General features: G+C 75.1%; 12 protein-coding genes. 1 reads left to right on the forward strand and 11 read right to left on the reverse strand.

The window, feature by feature from the left end:
- Positions 1-17 precede the first annotated feature (17 nt).
- Together ACFVU7_RS23900 and ACFVU7_RS23905 are read right to left on the reverse strand one after the other, a co-directional pair.
- Complete coding sequence (locus ACFVU7_RS23900) at positions 18-521, reverse strand: hypothetical protein (protein WP_049652015.1); 504 nt, start codon at positions 519-521, stop codon at positions 18-20.
- A 220-nt stretch (positions 522-741) separates the two neighbouring features.
- Positions 742-2,391, reverse strand: coding sequence for a CehA/McbA family metallohydrolase (locus ACFVU7_RS23905; RefSeq protein WP_388047022.1), 1,650 nt, complete (start codon positions 2,389-2,391; stop codon positions 742-744).
- Positions 2,392-2,626: 235 nt separating this feature from the next.
- Here ACFVU7_RS23905 and ACFVU7_RS23910 point away from each other — a divergent pair, with 235 nt between their 5' ends.
- Positions 2,627-3,571, forward strand: a complete 945-nt coding sequence (locus tag ACFVU7_RS23910) for a polysaccharide deacetylase family protein (protein WP_388047025.1) — start codon at positions 2,627-2,629, stop codon at positions 3,569-3,571.
- Positions 3,572-3,625: 54 nt separating this feature from the next.
- Here the strand turns inward: ACFVU7_RS23910 and ACFVU7_RS23915 are convergent, their stop codons facing one another.
- The 9 genes from ACFVU7_RS23915 to ACFVU7_RS23955 all read right to left on the reverse strand — a co-directional run bounded on the left by ACFVU7_RS23915 (position 3,626) and on the right by ACFVU7_RS23955 (position 14,746).
- Positions 3,626-4,009 (reverse strand): barstar family protein, encoded by a 384-nt coding sequence (locus ACFVU7_RS23915; RefSeq protein ID WP_380777709.1) that lies wholly within the window; start codon positions 4,007-4,009, stop codon positions 3,626-3,628.
- An 86-nt stretch (positions 4,010-4,095) separates the two neighbouring features.
- Positions 4,096-4,749, reverse strand: coding sequence for a 4'-phosphopantetheinyl transferase (locus ACFVU7_RS23920; RefSeq protein ID WP_388047027.1), 654 nt, complete (start codon positions 4,747-4,749; stop codon positions 4,096-4,098).
- A gap of 184 nt (positions 4,750-4,933) precedes the next feature.
- Complete coding sequence (locus ACFVU7_RS23925) at positions 4,934-7,336, reverse strand: arylsulfatase (protein ID WP_388047029.1); 2,403 nt, start codon at positions 7,334-7,336, stop codon at positions 4,934-4,936.
- Between the two features lie 50 nt (positions 7,337-7,386).
- Complete coding sequence (locus tag ACFVU7_RS23930) at positions 7,387-8,997, reverse strand: dipeptide ABC transporter ATP-binding protein (RefSeq protein WP_388047030.1); 1,611 nt, start codon at positions 8,995-8,997, stop codon at positions 7,387-7,389.
- Positions 8,994-9,842, reverse strand: a complete 849-nt coding sequence (locus tag ACFVU7_RS23935; protein WP_388047031.1) for an ABC transporter permease — start codon at positions 9,840-9,842, stop codon at positions 8,994-8,996. The genes ACFVU7_RS23930 and ACFVU7_RS23935 overlap by 4 nt, the downstream gene beginning before the upstream one ends.
- Before the next feature lie 4 nt (positions 9,843-9,846).
- On the reverse strand, positions 9,847-10,791 hold the full coding sequence (locus ACFVU7_RS23940) for an ABC transporter permease (RefSeq protein ID WP_049655646.1): 945 nt from the start codon (positions 10,789-10,791) through the stop codon (positions 9,847-9,849).
- Positions 10,792-10,811: 20 nt separating this feature from the next.
- The gene (locus ACFVU7_RS23945) at positions 10,812-12,398 is read right to left on the reverse strand and encodes an ABC transporter substrate-binding protein (RefSeq protein WP_388047033.1); all 1,587 of its coding nucleotides are present in this window, start codon (positions 12,396-12,398) and stop codon (positions 10,812-10,814) included.
- 78 nt (positions 12,399-12,476) lie between these two features.
- Complete coding sequence (locus ACFVU7_RS23950) at positions 12,477-13,715, reverse strand: ROK family protein (protein ID WP_388047035.1); 1,239 nt, start codon at positions 13,713-13,715, stop codon at positions 12,477-12,479.
- 38 nt (positions 13,716-13,753) lie between these two features.
- The gene (locus tag ACFVU7_RS23955) at positions 13,754-14,746 is read right to left on the reverse strand and encodes a TauD/TfdA dioxygenase family protein (protein WP_388047037.1); all 993 of its coding nucleotides are present in this window, start codon (positions 14,744-14,746) and stop codon (positions 13,754-13,756) included.
- Positions 14,747-15,131 lie beyond the last annotated feature (385 nt).

The raw sequence follows: 15,131 nt of genomic DNA on the forward strand, positions 1-15,131 counted from the left end.
CGAGGGGAGCTACCGGGCTACCAGCCGAGCAGGTGGGTGCGCCGGGTGAGGGCGGTGAGGACGGAGCCGGTGGCGGCCTCGGGGGTGAGGGCCGCGGTGTCGAGGGTGTGGGCGGTGTGGACGGTGTCCTCGGGCGCCGGGCCGGGGTGGAGGACGACGTAGTGGAGGGCGGCGCCGGTGGCACGGCTCTCGCGGCGGAAGGTGTCGAGGGCGGCCGGGGCGGCGGGGGCCTCCACCACGACCTGGTAGCCGCGGGTGGCGTAGGCGAAGGCGGCCTGGGCGGCGGCCGCGAGGGCGGTGGCGTTCTGGCGCCCGGCCTCGGGCAGGTGGGGCGGGAGCTGGCCGCTGCGTATGACCCGCAGGAAGTCGTCCGTCCGCAGGTGGACGCTCGGGTTCAGTTCCCGGGCGAGCAGCTCCGCGACCGGGCTGTTCCCGGCCCCGGCCGGGTCGACGAGGACGAGGACGCCCCCGGCGCCCCCGCCGCCCCCGAGCTCCGGCCCACCTACGGTCGTACGGTTCACAGCTGCTGATCCCTTCGCGGGCCGGGGACGGTCGGGTAGCCGGGGCGGGGCGGTCGGAGTGCGAAGGGGCTGGTCGGCCCATATCCGGACATCCGACCGCCTCGTCCCTACGACTGATGCGTTTCGGGGATCAACCTAGTCCAAACGGGTGGTCCGAGTCGTCCCCAGCCCGCTTCCTGGGCGGGTCGGAGTGGTCGGTCGGCGGGGCCGGCCGGGGTGGTCAGCCCGCTTCGGTGCGCAGCACGATCGGGTTGGTGAGCGCCGCCATCGGGCCCCAGGGCAGGTCCGGGCCCATCGAGTTGCCCCTGCCGGGGGTGCCGTCCGCCTTCGGGTGGCGCACCTCGGCCCGGACGTAGGCGGCGAGCGAGGCGGTGGTGCGCCAGATCACGGTGCCGGAGCCGTCGGCGGGCAGCGACTCCTGGTGCATCTGGCCCTCGTCGGTGAGCAGGCGGACCGTCCCGCCGGGCACGCCGGAGACGGTGAGCCGGACGTCGAGCGGGGCGTCGGCCGGGACGGTCAGCTCCTCGCCGATGCCCGCCCGGCGGCCGTGCCCGGTGACGGTGAGGTCCAGCGTGACGGCGGAGGACTCGGCCAGCCAGCTGCGTCCGGCGCGCAGCCCGTCGAGGATCGCGTCCCGGGTGAGGTCCTCGGCCAGGACGACGTTGTGCGGGGAGCCGATGGCCTGCGGCTCGCTGTGCGCGTCGCTGTTGCCCAGGGCGGGCAGCCAGGAGCGGCCCTCGCGCAGGGCGACGGCGAGCCGGCCGTCCCAGGTGTCCACCGCCGACTCGTCGTCGTACGTCCAGGGGCCGTTCCACACCTCGACGCCGTCGGCCTGCTCGTAGCCGAACTTCCACTGGCAGGCGACGTACGGGCAGTACGGGTGCGCGGGCACGACCAGGCCGCCGGACCGGTGGACCTGGCGGACGAAGCGCGGGAACTCCTCGTCGCGGGAGCGGTAGCGCCAGTCGACGAACTGGCCGGGCTCCAGGCCGAGGGCCAGCCAGTGGCCGTTGCGGGTGGTGATCTCCTCGCCCGGCAGGATCAGCAGGTCGGGGCCGGCCAGCGGGCCCCAGGCGGCGTGCGAGGAGCTGGTGTTGTGGTCGGTGGAGACGATGAAGTCCAGGCCGGCCGCGCGGGCTCCGGCGGCCACCTCCTCGGGCTTGCGCCGCCCGTCGGAGTGGACGGTGTGCAGGTGGCAGTCGCCCCGGTACCAGGCCCGGCCGCGGCCGCGGGCCCGCTCCGCCGGGTACTGCGGGGTGAACCGCGGCCCGGGGGCGCCGAAGCGGAGGGTGACCTCGACGTGGTACTCCAGGCCCTGCGGGGCGACCTGGTAGGGGCCGAGGACGACGTGCCAGGTGCCGGGGTTGACCGGGCCGGGGAGGTAGCCGGGGGTCGCGGCGGCGCGGGAGAGGCTGAACTCGGTGCGGAAGCCGCCGGACCAGCCGCGGAAGCCGGGGCCGCCGAGGTCGGTGCCGCGCTCGTCGAAGATGCCGATGTCGCAGGAGTTGCCGGGGGTGCCGGCCGGGACGGGCGGCTTGTCGTAGCCGTAGGAGACGGCGATCTCGCGGACGCCCTCGGGGACCTCGACCGGGAGGTAGACGAAGTCGGGGGAGCCGGTGGGCAGGTGGCCGGTGAGGGTGAGGGTGCGGTCGGGGGGTGTGGCGCCTGGGGCGGCGGCGGGGCCGTCGGCGGGGGCGGCGTCCGCCCGGCCGGTGGCGGCGGCGAGGCCGAGCGCGGTGGCGGCGCCGGTGGCGAGGCCGGTGCGGAGCAGGTCGCGGCGGGCGGGCTGCGGAGTCGGCGGGTGGGTCGGCTGGTCGGCCGGTTGGTCGGCGGGTCGGTTCGGGCGCGGGGTGCTGGGCTCGGTCGGCATCGAGGTCTCCGGATCGGGGCGGGCGGGTCGCTCGCGGGCTTACCCGGGCGGGTGAACCGGGGGTGAGTCGTGGCCCACGGCGGCGGGGCGGGTCGGTGAAGAGGCGCCGGGCGGGGGCGGGGGCGAGTTGCGGGGAGTGACGAATGGTCGGTTCATAGTCATGTCATCGGGTTACATGCCATCGGGTTGTATGAGGCATGGCGAGTGCGAGACATGGCGCGGATGGGAGACGGGCGTGTCGGTGAGTCGGCGGGCACTGCTCATGGGGGTGGCCGGAGGAGCGCTGGCGGGGTGCCGGAGCAAGGCGGCGGGCACCGGTCCGGCCTCGCCGTCGGCGCCACCGTCCACCGAACCGTCCGCCGAACCGCTCGCGACGCCGTCCGGCGGGCCCACCGAGGCCCTCGCGCCGACATCCGCGCCGACATCCGCGCCGGAATCGACGCCCGCGCCGGACCCCGCGAAGCAGCCCCCGCACCCGGCGACCCGGGCCGAGGTGGTCGAGCGGTACGGCACGCTGGCCCCGGCCGAGTGGGGGCTGGACGTGTCCGGGGTGATCACCGAGCTGCCGGAGGGCGAGAGCGCCATGGCGCTCACCTTCGACGCCTGCGGCGGCCCCGGCGGCAGCGGCTACGACGCCGACCTGATCGACGCCCTGCGGGCGCACGGGGTGCCGGCCACGCTCTTCCTGAACGCCCGCTGGATCGACGCCAACCCGGACGAGTTCGAGCAGCTCGCCGCCGACCCGCTGTTCGAGATCGGCAACCACGGCACCGTCCACCGTCCGCTCTCGGTGACCGGCCGCTCCGCCTACGGCATCGCCGGCACGCGCGGCGTCGGCGAGGTGTACGACGAGGTGGCGGGCAACGCCGAGAAGCTCACCGGGCTGCTCGGGCACCCGCCCCGGTTCTTCCGCTCCGGCACCGCGCACTACGACGACGTCGCCACCCGGGTGGTCGCCGACCTGGGCCAGCGGGTGGCCGGATTCACCGTCAACGGGGACGACGGGGCGACGCTCCGGTCCGCCGAGGTGCGGCGGGAGGTCGCCTCCGCCCCGCCCGGCGCGATCGTGATCGGGCACATGAACCGCCCGGGCGGCGGCACCGCCCCCGGGGTGGCGGCGGCGGTGCCGGGGCTGCTGGCGGCGGGGCGGCGCTTCGTCCGGCTCTCGGACGTGCTGTAGCGGGGCACGCCCCCGCGACGGGGCCCAGGGGCGGTCAGGCGGGGTGAAGGGCGGTCAGGCCAGGCGCAGGCCGCCCGGGTGCTCCTCCTCGATGATCCGGACCAGCCAGTCGAAGACCGTCGGCCCCCTGCCGGCCCGGGCGGCGTCCAGCTGGGCGGTGATCCGCGCGCGGTTGGTCGGGTGGGCGCGCGCCAGCCGCAGCTCCAGCTGCCGGACCGTCTCCGGGTAGCCGAGGTTGCGGCGGGAGACCTCGTGGTGGCGCCACTCGATGACCCAGTCGCCGTCCTCGGGGGTGCCGTAGCCGCCGCGCAGGCAGTCGGCGAAGGCGTCGAGGTTGCGGCCGAAGTAGCCGTCCACGCCGATGGTCCGCCCGACCACGTCCCAGAAGTCCTCCAGGGTCTTGATCTCGTCGCCGTCGATCACATAGGTCACCGTCACGGGGTCGAGGATATGCCGCCCCGGTCGAGGGCCGGTCGGTGACGGTCCGGGGGCCGGTCGGTGACGGTCCGGGGCCTGGTCGCCGGTCAGGGGGCGACGGCGATCGCGGTGGCGAGCAGCCCGTCCCGGACCGCCCAGCGGCCGTCGAAGCCGTCGAGCCGGCGGCCGTTGACCACCGGGCCCGGGACGAGCAGCCGGGCGGTGAAGGTGCCGTCGGGGGAGAGGTCCAGTTCGGCCTCCTCGAAGTCCAGGAAGACCTGCGTCAGCGGGAACCAGGCCTTGTACACCGACTCCTTGGCGCTGAACAGGATGCGGTCCCACGGGACGTCCGGGTGCTCGGCGGCCAGTTTGGCGAGCCGCTGCCGCTCGACCGGCAGCGCGACGGCCTCCTGGACGCCCTCCGGCAGCGGCAGCGCGGGCTCGGCGTCGATGCCGACGGAGGCGAGGGTGCCGGCCCGGGCCACGGCCGCCGCGCGGAAGCCGTCGCAGTGGGTGAGGCTGCCGACCACGCCGTCCGGCCAGCTCGGCGCGCCGCGCAGGCCCGGGACGAGCGGGCGGTACGGGACGCCGAGCCGGGCGAGGGCGGCCCGGGCGCAGTGCCGGACGGTGGTGAACTCGCGGCGCCGCTTGTCGACGGCCCGGGCGACGGCGGGCTCCTCCTCGGGCTCCAGCCGGGCCTCCGGCGGGTCCTCGTAGGCCACCTCGGTCACCACGACGTCCGGCAGCAGGTCCCCGATCATCCGTTCCCCCCTCGGTCGGCCGCGCGGCCGGGCTGCCGCGCGGGACGAGGGTAACCCGGGTGGGGGGATCTTGGCGGGTGATCGGGGATCATGGCCGACCGGCCCGGCCCGACTGGCGCGGACCGGTCGGTCCGAGTCCGGTCCGGGGCCGGTCTGGGCCCGGTCCGGCCCGGCTTGGGCCCGGCTACTCGAAGGCGGCCGCCGCCTCGCGCAGCGCCCGGGCCACCGTCTCCGGGTCGTACGGCGCGGGCTCGCCGGGCCGGTAGGTGACGGAGTGCAGGGCGCCGGTGTAGCGGAAGGAGCGGTGCCGCTCGTACAGCGGCCAGGAGACCGGGGACTTGCGGTCGATGCCGACGCTGATGCCCTGGAACGGGGCCATGCCGATCAGCTGGTGGACCGGGCCGAGCAGGGCGGGCTCCACCCCGGCCGCGGCGCCGTCCCCGGTGTCGCCCACCGGCAGGCCGTCCACGAGCAGCCGGAACTCCCATCTGAGGTCGGCGACGGCGGTGACCTCCAGGGTGATCAGCCGGGCGCCGGCCGGCAGCGGTCCTCCGTCGGCCTCCAGCAGGTCGCCGTACTGGTTGTAGGCGAGGCGCAGCCGGCCCTCCTCGACGTAGAGGCTGTAGCCGCCGCCCTGGTCGCCGTGCGAGACCAGGACGCCCTGGTCGCCCGGCCGGTAGCCGTCGAGCGCGGCCTCGACGGTGAAGGAGCGGAAGGCGATCAGCCGGGAGGAGCGGTAGCGCTCCAGTTCGGGGGTGCCGGCCAGCAGGGTGACGGGGCGGCGCAGCCGCTCGGCCTCGGGGCCGCGCAGGGCGAGGGCGCCGCTGCCGTCGGCGAGCGGGAAGACCCCGTCGCGCCAGGCGGCGGCCTCCCAGGCGGCGGACAACTCCTTGACGAGGTCGGGGTGTTCGGCGGCGAGGTCGTGGATCTCGGTGGGGTCGGTGCGCAGGTCGTACAGCGCCCACTCGCCGTCGTCGTACGGGGTGCCCGGGCGGTGCAGGGTGACCAGCTTCCAGCCGTCGCGGTAGTAGCTGCGGTTGCCGGTCATCTCGCAGTACTGCTCGTGGTGGGTACCGGGCGCGGCGCCGTCGCGCAGCACGGAGGTGAAGCCGGTGCCGTCGAGCTCCTGGACGGGGTGGCCCAGGCGCTCCGACGGCCGTTCCACGCCCGCGAGTTCGAGCAGGGTGGGCAGGATGTCGGTGACGTACTGGTACTGGGTGCGGACGCCGGTGTCGCCCTCGGCGCGGGGCAGGCCGGCCGGCCAGGAGAGCACGAAGGGGACGCGGACGCCGCCCGCGTAGGTCTGGCCCTTGTAGAGGCGGAAGGGGGTGTTGGAGGCCATGCCCCAGCCGCGCGGGTAGTGCACCAGGCTCCGCGGGCCGCCGATCAGGTCGATCTCGCGCCGGACGTCCGGGTTCCAGTCCGCCGGCAGGTTCGGGTGGTGGACGAAGCGGCTGAAGTAGCTGCGGGTGCCCTCGGCGCCGCCCTCGCCGGTGCCGCCGTTGTCGCTGGTGAACACGATGATGGTGTTGTCGAGTTCGCCGAGGGCGGCCAGGGTGTCGGTGAGCCGGCCGAGGTTCTGGTCGACGTTGTCGACCATCGCCGCGTACACCTCCATGTAGCGGGCGTACAACGTCTGCTGGACGTCGGTGAGTTCGTCCCAGGGGCCGACCTCGTACCCGGCCTCGGAGTTGCGCTCGGGCAGCTCGGTGCCGGGCGGGAAGTGGCCGGCGGCCAGCTGGCGGGCGAAGCGGGTGCGGCGCAGCTCGTCCCAGCCGCCGTCGTAGCGGCCGCGGTGGCGGGCGAGGTCCTCGGGCTTGGCCTGGAGCGGGCCGTGCACGGCGTTGTGGGCGAGGTAGAGGAAGAAGGGCTTGTCGGCGTCGTGGGCGCGCAGTGAGGTGACCATCTTGACGGCCTGGTCGGTGATGTCGTCGGTGTAGTAGTAGCCGTCGGGGAACTCGTCGATGTCCAGCGGGCTGTTGTCGCGGACGAGTTGGTGCGGGTGGAAGAGGCTGGTCAGGCCCTCCAGGACGCCGTAGTACTGGTCGAAGCCCTTCTGGAGCGGCCAGTTGGCGCGGTCGTCGGCGGCGTTGGAGGCGGAGTCCCGGGTGAGGTGCCACTTGCCGACCGCGTAGGTGGCGTAGCCGGCGTCGTGCAGTAGTTCGGCCAGGGTGGGGATGTCCCCGGCGACCTCCATGCCGTAGCCGGGGAAGCCCGGGTCGGCGTTGGCGACGAAGGAGTAGCCGACCCGGTGCGGGTTGAGGCCGGTGAGCAGGGCCGCCCGGGCGGGGGAGCAGAGCGGCATGGTGTGGTAGTTGGCGAGCCGGACGCCGGTGGCGGCGAGGCGGTCCAGGGTGGGGGTGGGGATCTCGGCGCCGAACGGGCCGATGTCGCTGTAGCCCATGTCGTCGATCAGCACGACGACGATGTTGGGCGCGCCCTCGCGCGGGCGGACCCGCCGCGGCCAGGCGGGGACGGACTCGGCGAAGGTGCGGCCGACGGTGCCGGGGAAGCCCGCGTACGGGTCGCGGCGGTGCGGGTCGGGCTGCGGCGTCGGCCGGAGGTGCGGGTCGGGCGGGGTGCTCATACGGTGCTCCGGGGGTGGCTCGGGCGGGTGGCGGCTCGGCGGGCGCCGGCTCAGCGGCTGGCGGCCGGAGCGGGCTCCAGGCCCGGCACGGCGGCCAACAGCTCGGCGGTGTAGGGGTGTTCGGGCGCGGTGACGACCCGGTCGGCCGGACCGGTCTCGACGATCCGGCCGCGGTGCATCACCGCGATCCGGTGGCTGACCCGGCGGACCACCGCCAGGTCGTGGGCGATGAACAGGACGGCCAGGCCGAGTTCGCGCTGGAGCCGGGCGAGCAGCTCGATCACCTGGGCCTGGACCGAGACGTCCAGCGCGGAGACCGGCTCGTCGCAGACCAGCACGCTCGGTTCGGGCGCCAGGGCCCGGGCGATGCCGATGCGTTGGCGCTGGCCGCCGGAGAAGGCGCGCGGGTGGCGGTCGGCCACGGTCGGGTCCAGCCCGACCTGCTCCAGCAGTTCGGCGACCCGGGCGGCGCGCTGCTCCCGGTCGCCGAGGCGGTGGGCGATCAGCGGTTCGGCGATGATCTGCCCGGCGGTCATCCGGGGGTTGAGCGAGGAGTACGGGTCCTGGAAGACGAGTTGGACCTCGCGGTGCGGCCCGTCGCGCCGTGCCCCGCGGCCGAGTTCCTCGCCGCGGAAGCGGATGCTGCCGCCGGACGGCGGGTGCGCCTGGGCCAGCGCCCGGGCCAGGGTGGACTTGCCGGAGCCGGACTCCCCGACCAGGCCCAGCGTCTCGCCGGGGTGCAGGTCGAGGTCGACGCCGTGCAGCGCGGTGACGGCGCGCCGCCCGGAGCCGTACGTCTTGGTCAGGCCGCGGACGGTGAGCAGCGGCCGGGTGCCCGGGGTGCTGTTGGCGGCCGCCCGGGAGGGCTCCTCCAGACGCGGTACGGCGGCCAACAGCTCCAGGGTGTACGGGTGTTCGGGCCGGGCGAGGACCTCGGCGGTGGCGCCGCTTTCGACCACCCGGCCGTGCCGCATGACCAGCAGCCGGCGGCAGGTCCGGGCGATCACCCCGAGGTCGTGGCTGATCACCACCAGGGCGGTGCCGGTCTCCCGGTTGATCCGGGTCAGCAGCCGCAGGATCTGCTGCTGGACGGTGGGGTCGAGGGCGGTGGTCGGCTCGTCGGCGACCAGCACCTCGGCGTCGTGGGCGAGTGCGAGGGCGATCATGATGCGCTGGCGCTGGCCGCCGGAGAACCGGTGCGGGTGGTCGCGCAGTCGGCCGGCGGCGTCGGGGATGCCGACCAGGTCGAGCAACTCGGCGGCCCGGGCCCGCCGTTCGGCCTTCCGCCGGGTGCCGCCGTGGGCGCGCAGCGCCTCGTCCAGCTGGCGGCCGACGGTGAGCACGGGGTTGAGCGAGGACATCGGGTCCTGGAAGACCATGGCGATCCGCCGCCCGCGCAGGGCGCGCAGCGCGGTCTCGGGGAGGGCGGCGAGGTCCTGCCCGGCGAGGTGGACCGAGCCGGCGGTGATCCGGCCGCCGGGCGGCAGCATCCGCAGCAGCGCCAGCGCGGTGGTGGACTTGCCGGAGCCGGACTCGCCGACGATACCCAGGGTGTCGCCCGCTCCGAGGTCGAAGGAGACGCCGTCGACGGCCGTGGTGCCTTGGGGGTCGGAATCGCCGAAGCGTACGGTGAGGTCGGTGACGCGGAGCACGGTGGTCATCGGCGGATCCCCCGGTTCAGGGCCTCGGCGATCAGCGTGAAGCCGAGCACCAGTGCGGTGGTGGCGGCCAGTGGGGCGGCCGCGAAGGTCGGGTGGGTGGCCAGGTAGGCGACGGACTGGCTGAGGATGCTGCCCAGGGTGGGCTCCGGCGGGCGGACCCCGAGGCCGAGGAAGCTCATCGCGCCCTCGATGAACACGCCGAGCGAGAGTGCCACGGCGGTCTGGACGATCAGCGGGTCGACGGCGTTGGGCAGTACGTGCCGCAGCAGCACCCGGGCCCGGGAGGCGCCGCCGACCCGGGCCGCCAGGGCGTACTCGCGCTCCCGCTGGACGAGGATGCCGGCTCGCAACTGCCGTCCGTAGCCGGGGATCTCGGCCAGCGCGATGACGATCACCACCGGCCAGCGGCCCGGGCCGAGGACGGCGGTGACGGCCAGGGCGAGGATGAGCCCGGGGAAGGCGAGCAGCAGGTCGAAGGCGCGCTGGACGGCGAGGTCGGCCCACCGGGAGGTGGCCGCGAGCAGGGCGGCGGAGCAGCCGAGCAGGGCGCCGACCGGGACGGCGGTGACGATCAGCGCGAGGTCGGTGCCGATGCCGTGCAGCACCCGGCTGTACAGGTCGCGGCCGAGGTCGTCGGTGCCGAAGGGGTGCGCGGCGCCGGGGCCGGCCAGGGCGAGCGCGCTCTGGGCGTTCGGGTCGGTGCCGGTGAGCAGCGGTGCGAGCAGTCCGGCCAGGGCGACGGCGCCGACCAGGGCGAGGCCGGTCAGGCCGCGCGGGCTGAGCAGGGCGGCGCGGTAACGGCCGCGCGGTGCGGCGGACTTGAGGGGAAGGGCGGCGGTGGTCATCGGGTCACTCCCAGCGGATCCGGGGGTCGAGCCAGGTGTAGGCCAGGTCGGTGAGCAGTTGGACGGCCACGTAGACCGCGACCACGAGCAGCAGCAGGTCCTGCACCAGCGGGTAGTCCCGGCGTAGCACGCCCTGCTCGATCAGCTGGCCGAGGCCCGGCCAGGCGAAGATCCGTTCCACCAGGACGGCCCCGGCGACGAGGTGGCCGGTCTGGAGGCCGAGGACGGTGACGGCGGAGGGCAGCGCGTTGGGCAGTGCGTGCCGCCAGACGATCCGCCGCCGGGAGACGCCGAGCGCGGTCGCGGTGCGGACGTAGTCCTCGGCGAGGGCGCGTTCGATGCCGTCCTTGAGGTAGCGGGCCAGCACGGCGGCGCTGGGCAGGGCCAGGCAGAGGGCGGGCATCGCCAGGTACTGCACGGCCAGGTCCGGTTCGGCGAGCAGGGACTCGTGCCCGCCGGCCGGGAGCAGTTCGAAGGAGACGGCGAACAGCAGGACCAGCAGGACGCCGGTGACGAACGGCGGGACCGCCAGCACACCGGTGGTGACCGCCTGGACGGCGGCGGCGACCGGGCCGCGCCTGGTGGTGGCGCCGACCACGCCCAGCGGCAGGGCGATCAGCACCACCAGCAGCAGGGCGCCGAGGGTGAGTTGGACGGTGGCGCCGAGGCCGTTGCCGATCAGGTCGGAGACCTGGCCGCCGATCGCGTAGCTCGGCCCGAGGTCGCCGCTCAGCAGGTGGCCGAGCCAGCTGACGTACTGGCCGAACAGCGGTTGGTCGAGCCCGAGTCGACCGCGGATGGCGGCGACGGTGGCGGGGGAGGCGTCCGGTCCGGCGAGCGTGGTGGCCGGGTCGCCGGGGATCAGCCGGAGGATGAGGAAGACCAGGAAGGAGGCGAGGGCGAGGACGAGCAGTCCGCTGGGGAGGCGTTTCAGGAGGAAGGTGCGCATGGGGTTCCGGGCCGTCCTGCTCAGGCCGTGAGGTAGGCGTCGTCGAGGTTGAGGTAGCCGAACTTGTTGAGCGTGACGCCCCGGGCCCGGCGGCCCGCGACCTCGACCAGTCCGGCGATGGCGAGGTCGATCACGAACTCCTCGTCCAGCAGCACGTCGGTGATCTGCTGGTGGAGGGCCCTGGCCTCGGGGCTGTCGCTGTCGCTGCGGTTCCAGGCGCGCTGCACCACGTCGGTGTAGGCGGGGGAGGCGAAGCGGGAGCTGTTCCTGGCCTCGTTGAAGGGGTAGGCGCTCACCGCGAGGGTCGCGGGCTGGAGTTGGGCGAAGCCGTGGCTGAGCGTCCACAGGGCGGGCATGGACTGGGAGATCAGCTGCTTCTGCATGGTCGGCGAGTCGGCGGGCTGGAGCACCGTCTCGATGCCGACCTGCCGGAGGTCGTACTGGAGGATCTGCGCGATGGCCGTCGGCCCGGCCTCGTTGGAGTGGGCGAAGGGCAGGGTGATGTGCTCGGCGCCCGCCTCCCGGAGCAGCGCCCGGGCCCGTTCCGGGTCGTGCCGGTAGTGGGTGGCGCCGGCCTCGGTGTAGGCCGGGGAGGACTTGGGCCAGGGCACCGAGGAGACGGTGCCGTAGCCGCCGAGGGCCTGCTGGACGAGCCGGTCGCGGTCGACGGCCCAGGCGATGGCCTGGCGGACGCGCTTGTCGCGGACGTGCTCGGCGGTGACGTCCACGCCGATGTAGTGGGCGCCGGAGCCGGTGTCGTACTGCCTGATCCGGAACCGCGGGTCGTCGACCAGGGTCGCGGCGTCCTTGCCGCGGACGTTGTAGGAGAGGTGGGTCTGGCCGGTCCTGAGCGAGGACAGCAGCGACTCCGCCTGCGGGATGATCCGGATCTCCACGCCGTCGAGGTGGGGGCGGCCGGGGTTCCAGTACTGCTCGTTGCGGGCGAAGGAGAGCGAGGAGCCGGGCTTGCGCCCGGTGAGGGCGAACGGGCCGGTGCCGATCAGCCGGGTGCCGGTGACGGCGTCCTCGATGCTCTCCCGATCCGGGACGATCATGAATTCGAAGAGGTCGAAGAGGTTGCTCACCGGGTGGGCGAGCACCAGGGTCAGCTCGAAGTCGCCGTTCTTGCGGAAGTCGGTGACGGCGGCGGCGGTGGACCTCAACTGGGCGGAGCGGGCCGGGTTCTGGAGGTTCCGGACGGCGAAGACGACGTCGTCGGCGGTGAACCGGCGGCCGCTGTGGAACAGCACGTCCTCGCGCAGCTCGAGGGTCACGTTCAGGCCGTCCGGCGAGACCTCCCAGGCGGTGGCGAGCTCGGGCTGCGGCCGGAGCCGGTCGTCGTACCGGGTGAGGGTGTTGAAGGCGAGGCGCTGGACGAGGGTGTTGGCGCTCACGGCGAAGAGCAGGCTCGGGGTGATGTCGATGCCGGTCGCGACGGTCAGCACGCCGCCCCGGCGCGGGGAGTCGGCGTCCACGGCACCGGCCGCGTTCCGGGCGTGCTCGACGGCCGAGCGGCAGCCCGCGAGCGTCAGCAGTCCGGCGCCGGCGAGGCCCGCGCGCAGCAGGGTGCGGCGGCTCGGGGCTGGGGGACGGGGGAGCGCGGTCATGGCGGTCCTTCGGGGGCGGCTGCGGGTGATCGGGGCGGTTTCGCGGGATCGGGGGCGGCTGCGGGTGATCGGGGGCGGTTAGGGACGGTGGGTGGCGCGGGGTGCGGTGAGCGCGTGGACCGGCCGGGCGTACAGCTCGCCGAGCACCGGCGCTCCGGCGGCCACGGCGAGCACGTCCCGGCCGCGCGGCTGGGCGATCAGCAGGCCGGCGTCCCGGTGCAGGTGCGAGCGGAGCGCGAACTCGGCCCGGACGACGTCGAGATGGGCCGGGTCGAGGAGGGCGAAGGTCTCGGTCAGCACCACCAGGTCGGGGTTGACCACGTCGGCGAGCAGGGCGAGCGCGCGGCCGACGATCCTGGCCCGGTTACGGACCAGCCGGCCGGCCGTCGGGTCGCCGCGCCGGACGGCGGCGATCAGCTGGGCCCGGTCCGGTGCGGCGGTGACCCCCTCGGCGGCGGCCGCCGCGAACAGCGCGGTGTCCGAGGCGGCCACCGAGAGACAGCCGAGCCGCCCGCAGTGGCAGCGCTCCCGGCTGTCCGCGTCCGGGTCGGTGACCGTCCCGGAGACCGGGAGGTGGCCGAGGTCGCCGGTGGCCGAGGGCGGGCCCAGGTGGACGGTGCCCGCGACCGCCAGCGCCGCGTCCACCACGTGGCCGACGAACAGCTGCACCATGCTGCGGCGGGCCGCCGGGTGGCCGAAGAGGATCTCCGCCAGGGTGAGCGCCCGGGCGTGGTTGTCCACCTGGACGGGCAGTCCGGTGGCGGCCGTCAGCTGCTCGCGCAGCGGCAGGTCCCGCCACCGCAGCGGATCGTGCCGGACGACCACCCCGGCCGCCGGGTCGACGGAGCCGCCGGTGACGGCGCCGAGGCCGACCACCGTACGGTCGCCGCGCAGGGTGTCGATCAGCCGGGGCAGCCGGGCCAGCAGCGGCCGCAGCAGGTCCGGGCCGGTCCGGCCGCGGTGCGGGACCTCCTTGCGCCGCAGCACCCGGCCGCGCAGGTCGAGCAGCGCGACGGTGGTGAACGGCAGGCCGATGTGCAGCCCGGCCACGGCCAGGCGGTCCGGGTCGAGGTCGAGCGGCAGCTGGGGGCGGCCCAGGGTGCCGGTGCCGGCGGCCGCCAACTCGGGCCGCTCGTGCAGGAGTCCGAGCCGGACCAGGTCCACCGCCTGCCGGGAGACGGCCGAGGCGCTGAGCCCGGTGAGCGCGGCGACCCGGCTGCGAGCGATCGGCCCGTGGTCGAGCACCGTGCGCAGGACGGCGGAGGCGTTGGCGTCCCGGCGGTCGTCGCCGGCGCGCGGGGCGGTGGACGTGGTCATCGGCGCGGATCTTCTGCCGTGGTCCCTCGCGGCCCCGGTCAGTTGGCCGCTTCGAGCTCCTCGGCGGGCACCAGGCCCGGCACCCGCGGCGGGTCGGCGGGCTCCAGCAGCCGGCTCGGGGTGCCGTCCACGCCGACCGGCAGGTCGCCGTCCAGGGTGATCCGTCGCACCAGGCGCGGCTCGTCGCCGTAGTCGGCGACCGCGTAGTGCTGGGTGGCGCGGTTGTCCCAGATCGCCACGTCGCCGACCTGCCAGTCCCAGCGGACGGTGTTCTCCAGGCGCTCCACGTAGCGCTGGAAGAGGTCGATCAGGGCCTTGCTGTCGTCGCCCGAGACGCCCTGGACGCGCTGGGCGAAGGCGCCCAGCAGCAGGGTCTTCTCACCGGTCACCGGGTGGACCCGGACCACCGGGTGCTCGGTCCTGAAGGCGGTGGAGACGAACACGTCCCGGAACAGCCTGGCGACCTCGGCGTTGTCCGCCAGCTCGGGGCGCAGGGCGAGCCGGGCGGCGTAGTCGTAGTCGTTGGTGTGGACGGCGCGCAGGCTCTCGGCGAGCGTCTTCAGCGGGGCGGGCAGGTCCCGGTAGGCGGCCGCGGTGTTGGCCCAGACGGTGCTGCCGCCGGCCGGCGGGACCTCCAGGGAGCGCAGGATCGAGGCCTTGGGGTAGGACGGGACGAAGGTGACGTCGGTGTGCCAGTTGTTGGCGCGCACGCCCTTGGTGGCGTCCAGCTCGAAGATGTAGCGGCCGTCCGCGCTGGGCACGGTGGGGTGGCCGACCGGCTGCCCGAGCAGCCGGGCGAAGGCCTCCTGCCCGGCGTCGTCCAGGTGCTGCTGGCCGCGGAAGAAGAGCACCTTGTGCTCGTACAGGGCGGCCTCCAGGGCGGCGACGGTCCCGGCGGGGAGGTCGCCGCCGAGGCGTATGTCGTGCACGAGCGCGCCGATCCGGCCGGCGACGGGGGTGAGGCGGAGCGCGGTCGGGGCGGTGGCGTCGGCGGTGGTCGGTTCGGCGGGGGAGGCGGGGGCGGTGGTCATGGCGGGGCCCTTTCGGGACGGGTGTGGTGACGGCGAATACAGCTACGCAGCGTGACGGACGGCGGGTGCGCGGAGCGGCGTCAGGCGGCGGTGGGCGTACGGCTCCGCACGGCGGGCAGCGGGCGTACAGGGGCGCGACGGTCCGCTTCGGCGGACGTCAGCGGGCGAGGGCGCCGCGACAACAGCGGCGCGGGCAGCGGCGGGGGGCGGGGCGGACGACGGTGGCCATCGGCCCTCCTTCCTGGTCGCTGCGGATGGGCTCGGGCCTCATCGTGCTGAACCGCCCGGGCCTCTGTCAATCGTCATCTTGGCTGGTGGGAAAGGGCGTTGCCGCTTCGTTGCGGCGGCTTGCGGCCGCTTGCCGGGTGTTGCGGCGGATGACGGG

Origin of the sequence: Kitasatospora sp. NPDC058046 (genome assembly GCF_042885595.1) — a bacterium.
In the GTDB taxonomy this organism is placed as follows: Bacteria; Actinomycetota; Actinomycetes; order Streptomycetales; family Streptomycetaceae; genus Kitasatospora.

Coding starts and splice junctions, on each gene's coding strand:
- ACFVU7_RS23930 (WP_388047030.1), bottom strand. CDS start 8,997: ATGACCACCGTGCTCCGCGTCACCGACCTCACCGTACGCTTCGGCGAT.
- ACFVU7_RS23955 (WP_388047037.1), bottom strand. CDS start 14,746: ATGACCACCGCCCCCGCCTCCCCCGCCGAACCGACCACCGCCGACGCC.
- ACFVU7_RS23940 (WP_049655646.1), bottom strand. CDS start 10,791: ATGCGCACCTTCCTCCTGAAACGCCTCCCCAGCGGACTGCTCGTCCTC.
- ACFVU7_RS23905 (WP_388047022.1), bottom strand. CDS start 2,391: ATGCCGACCGAGCCCAGCACCCCGCGCCCGAACCGACCCGCCGACCAA.
- ACFVU7_RS23950 (WP_388047035.1), bottom strand. CDS start 13,715: ATGACCACGTCCACCGCCCCGCGCGCCGGCGACGACCGCCGGGACGCC.
- ACFVU7_RS23945 (WP_388047033.1), bottom strand. CDS start 12,398: ATGACCGCGCTCCCCCGTCCCCCAGCCCCGAGCCGCCGCACCCTGCTG.
- ACFVU7_RS23920 (WP_388047027.1), bottom strand. CDS start 4,749: ATGATCGGGGACCTGCTGCCGGACGTCGTGGTGACCGAGGTGGCCTAC.
- ACFVU7_RS23925 (WP_388047029.1), bottom strand. CDS start 7,336: ATGAGCACCCCGCCCGACCCGCACCTCCGGCCGACGCCGCAGCCCGAC.
- ACFVU7_RS23935 (WP_388047031.1), bottom strand. CDS start 9,842: ATGACCACCGCCGCCCTTCCCCTCAAGTCCGCCGCACCGCGCGGCCGT.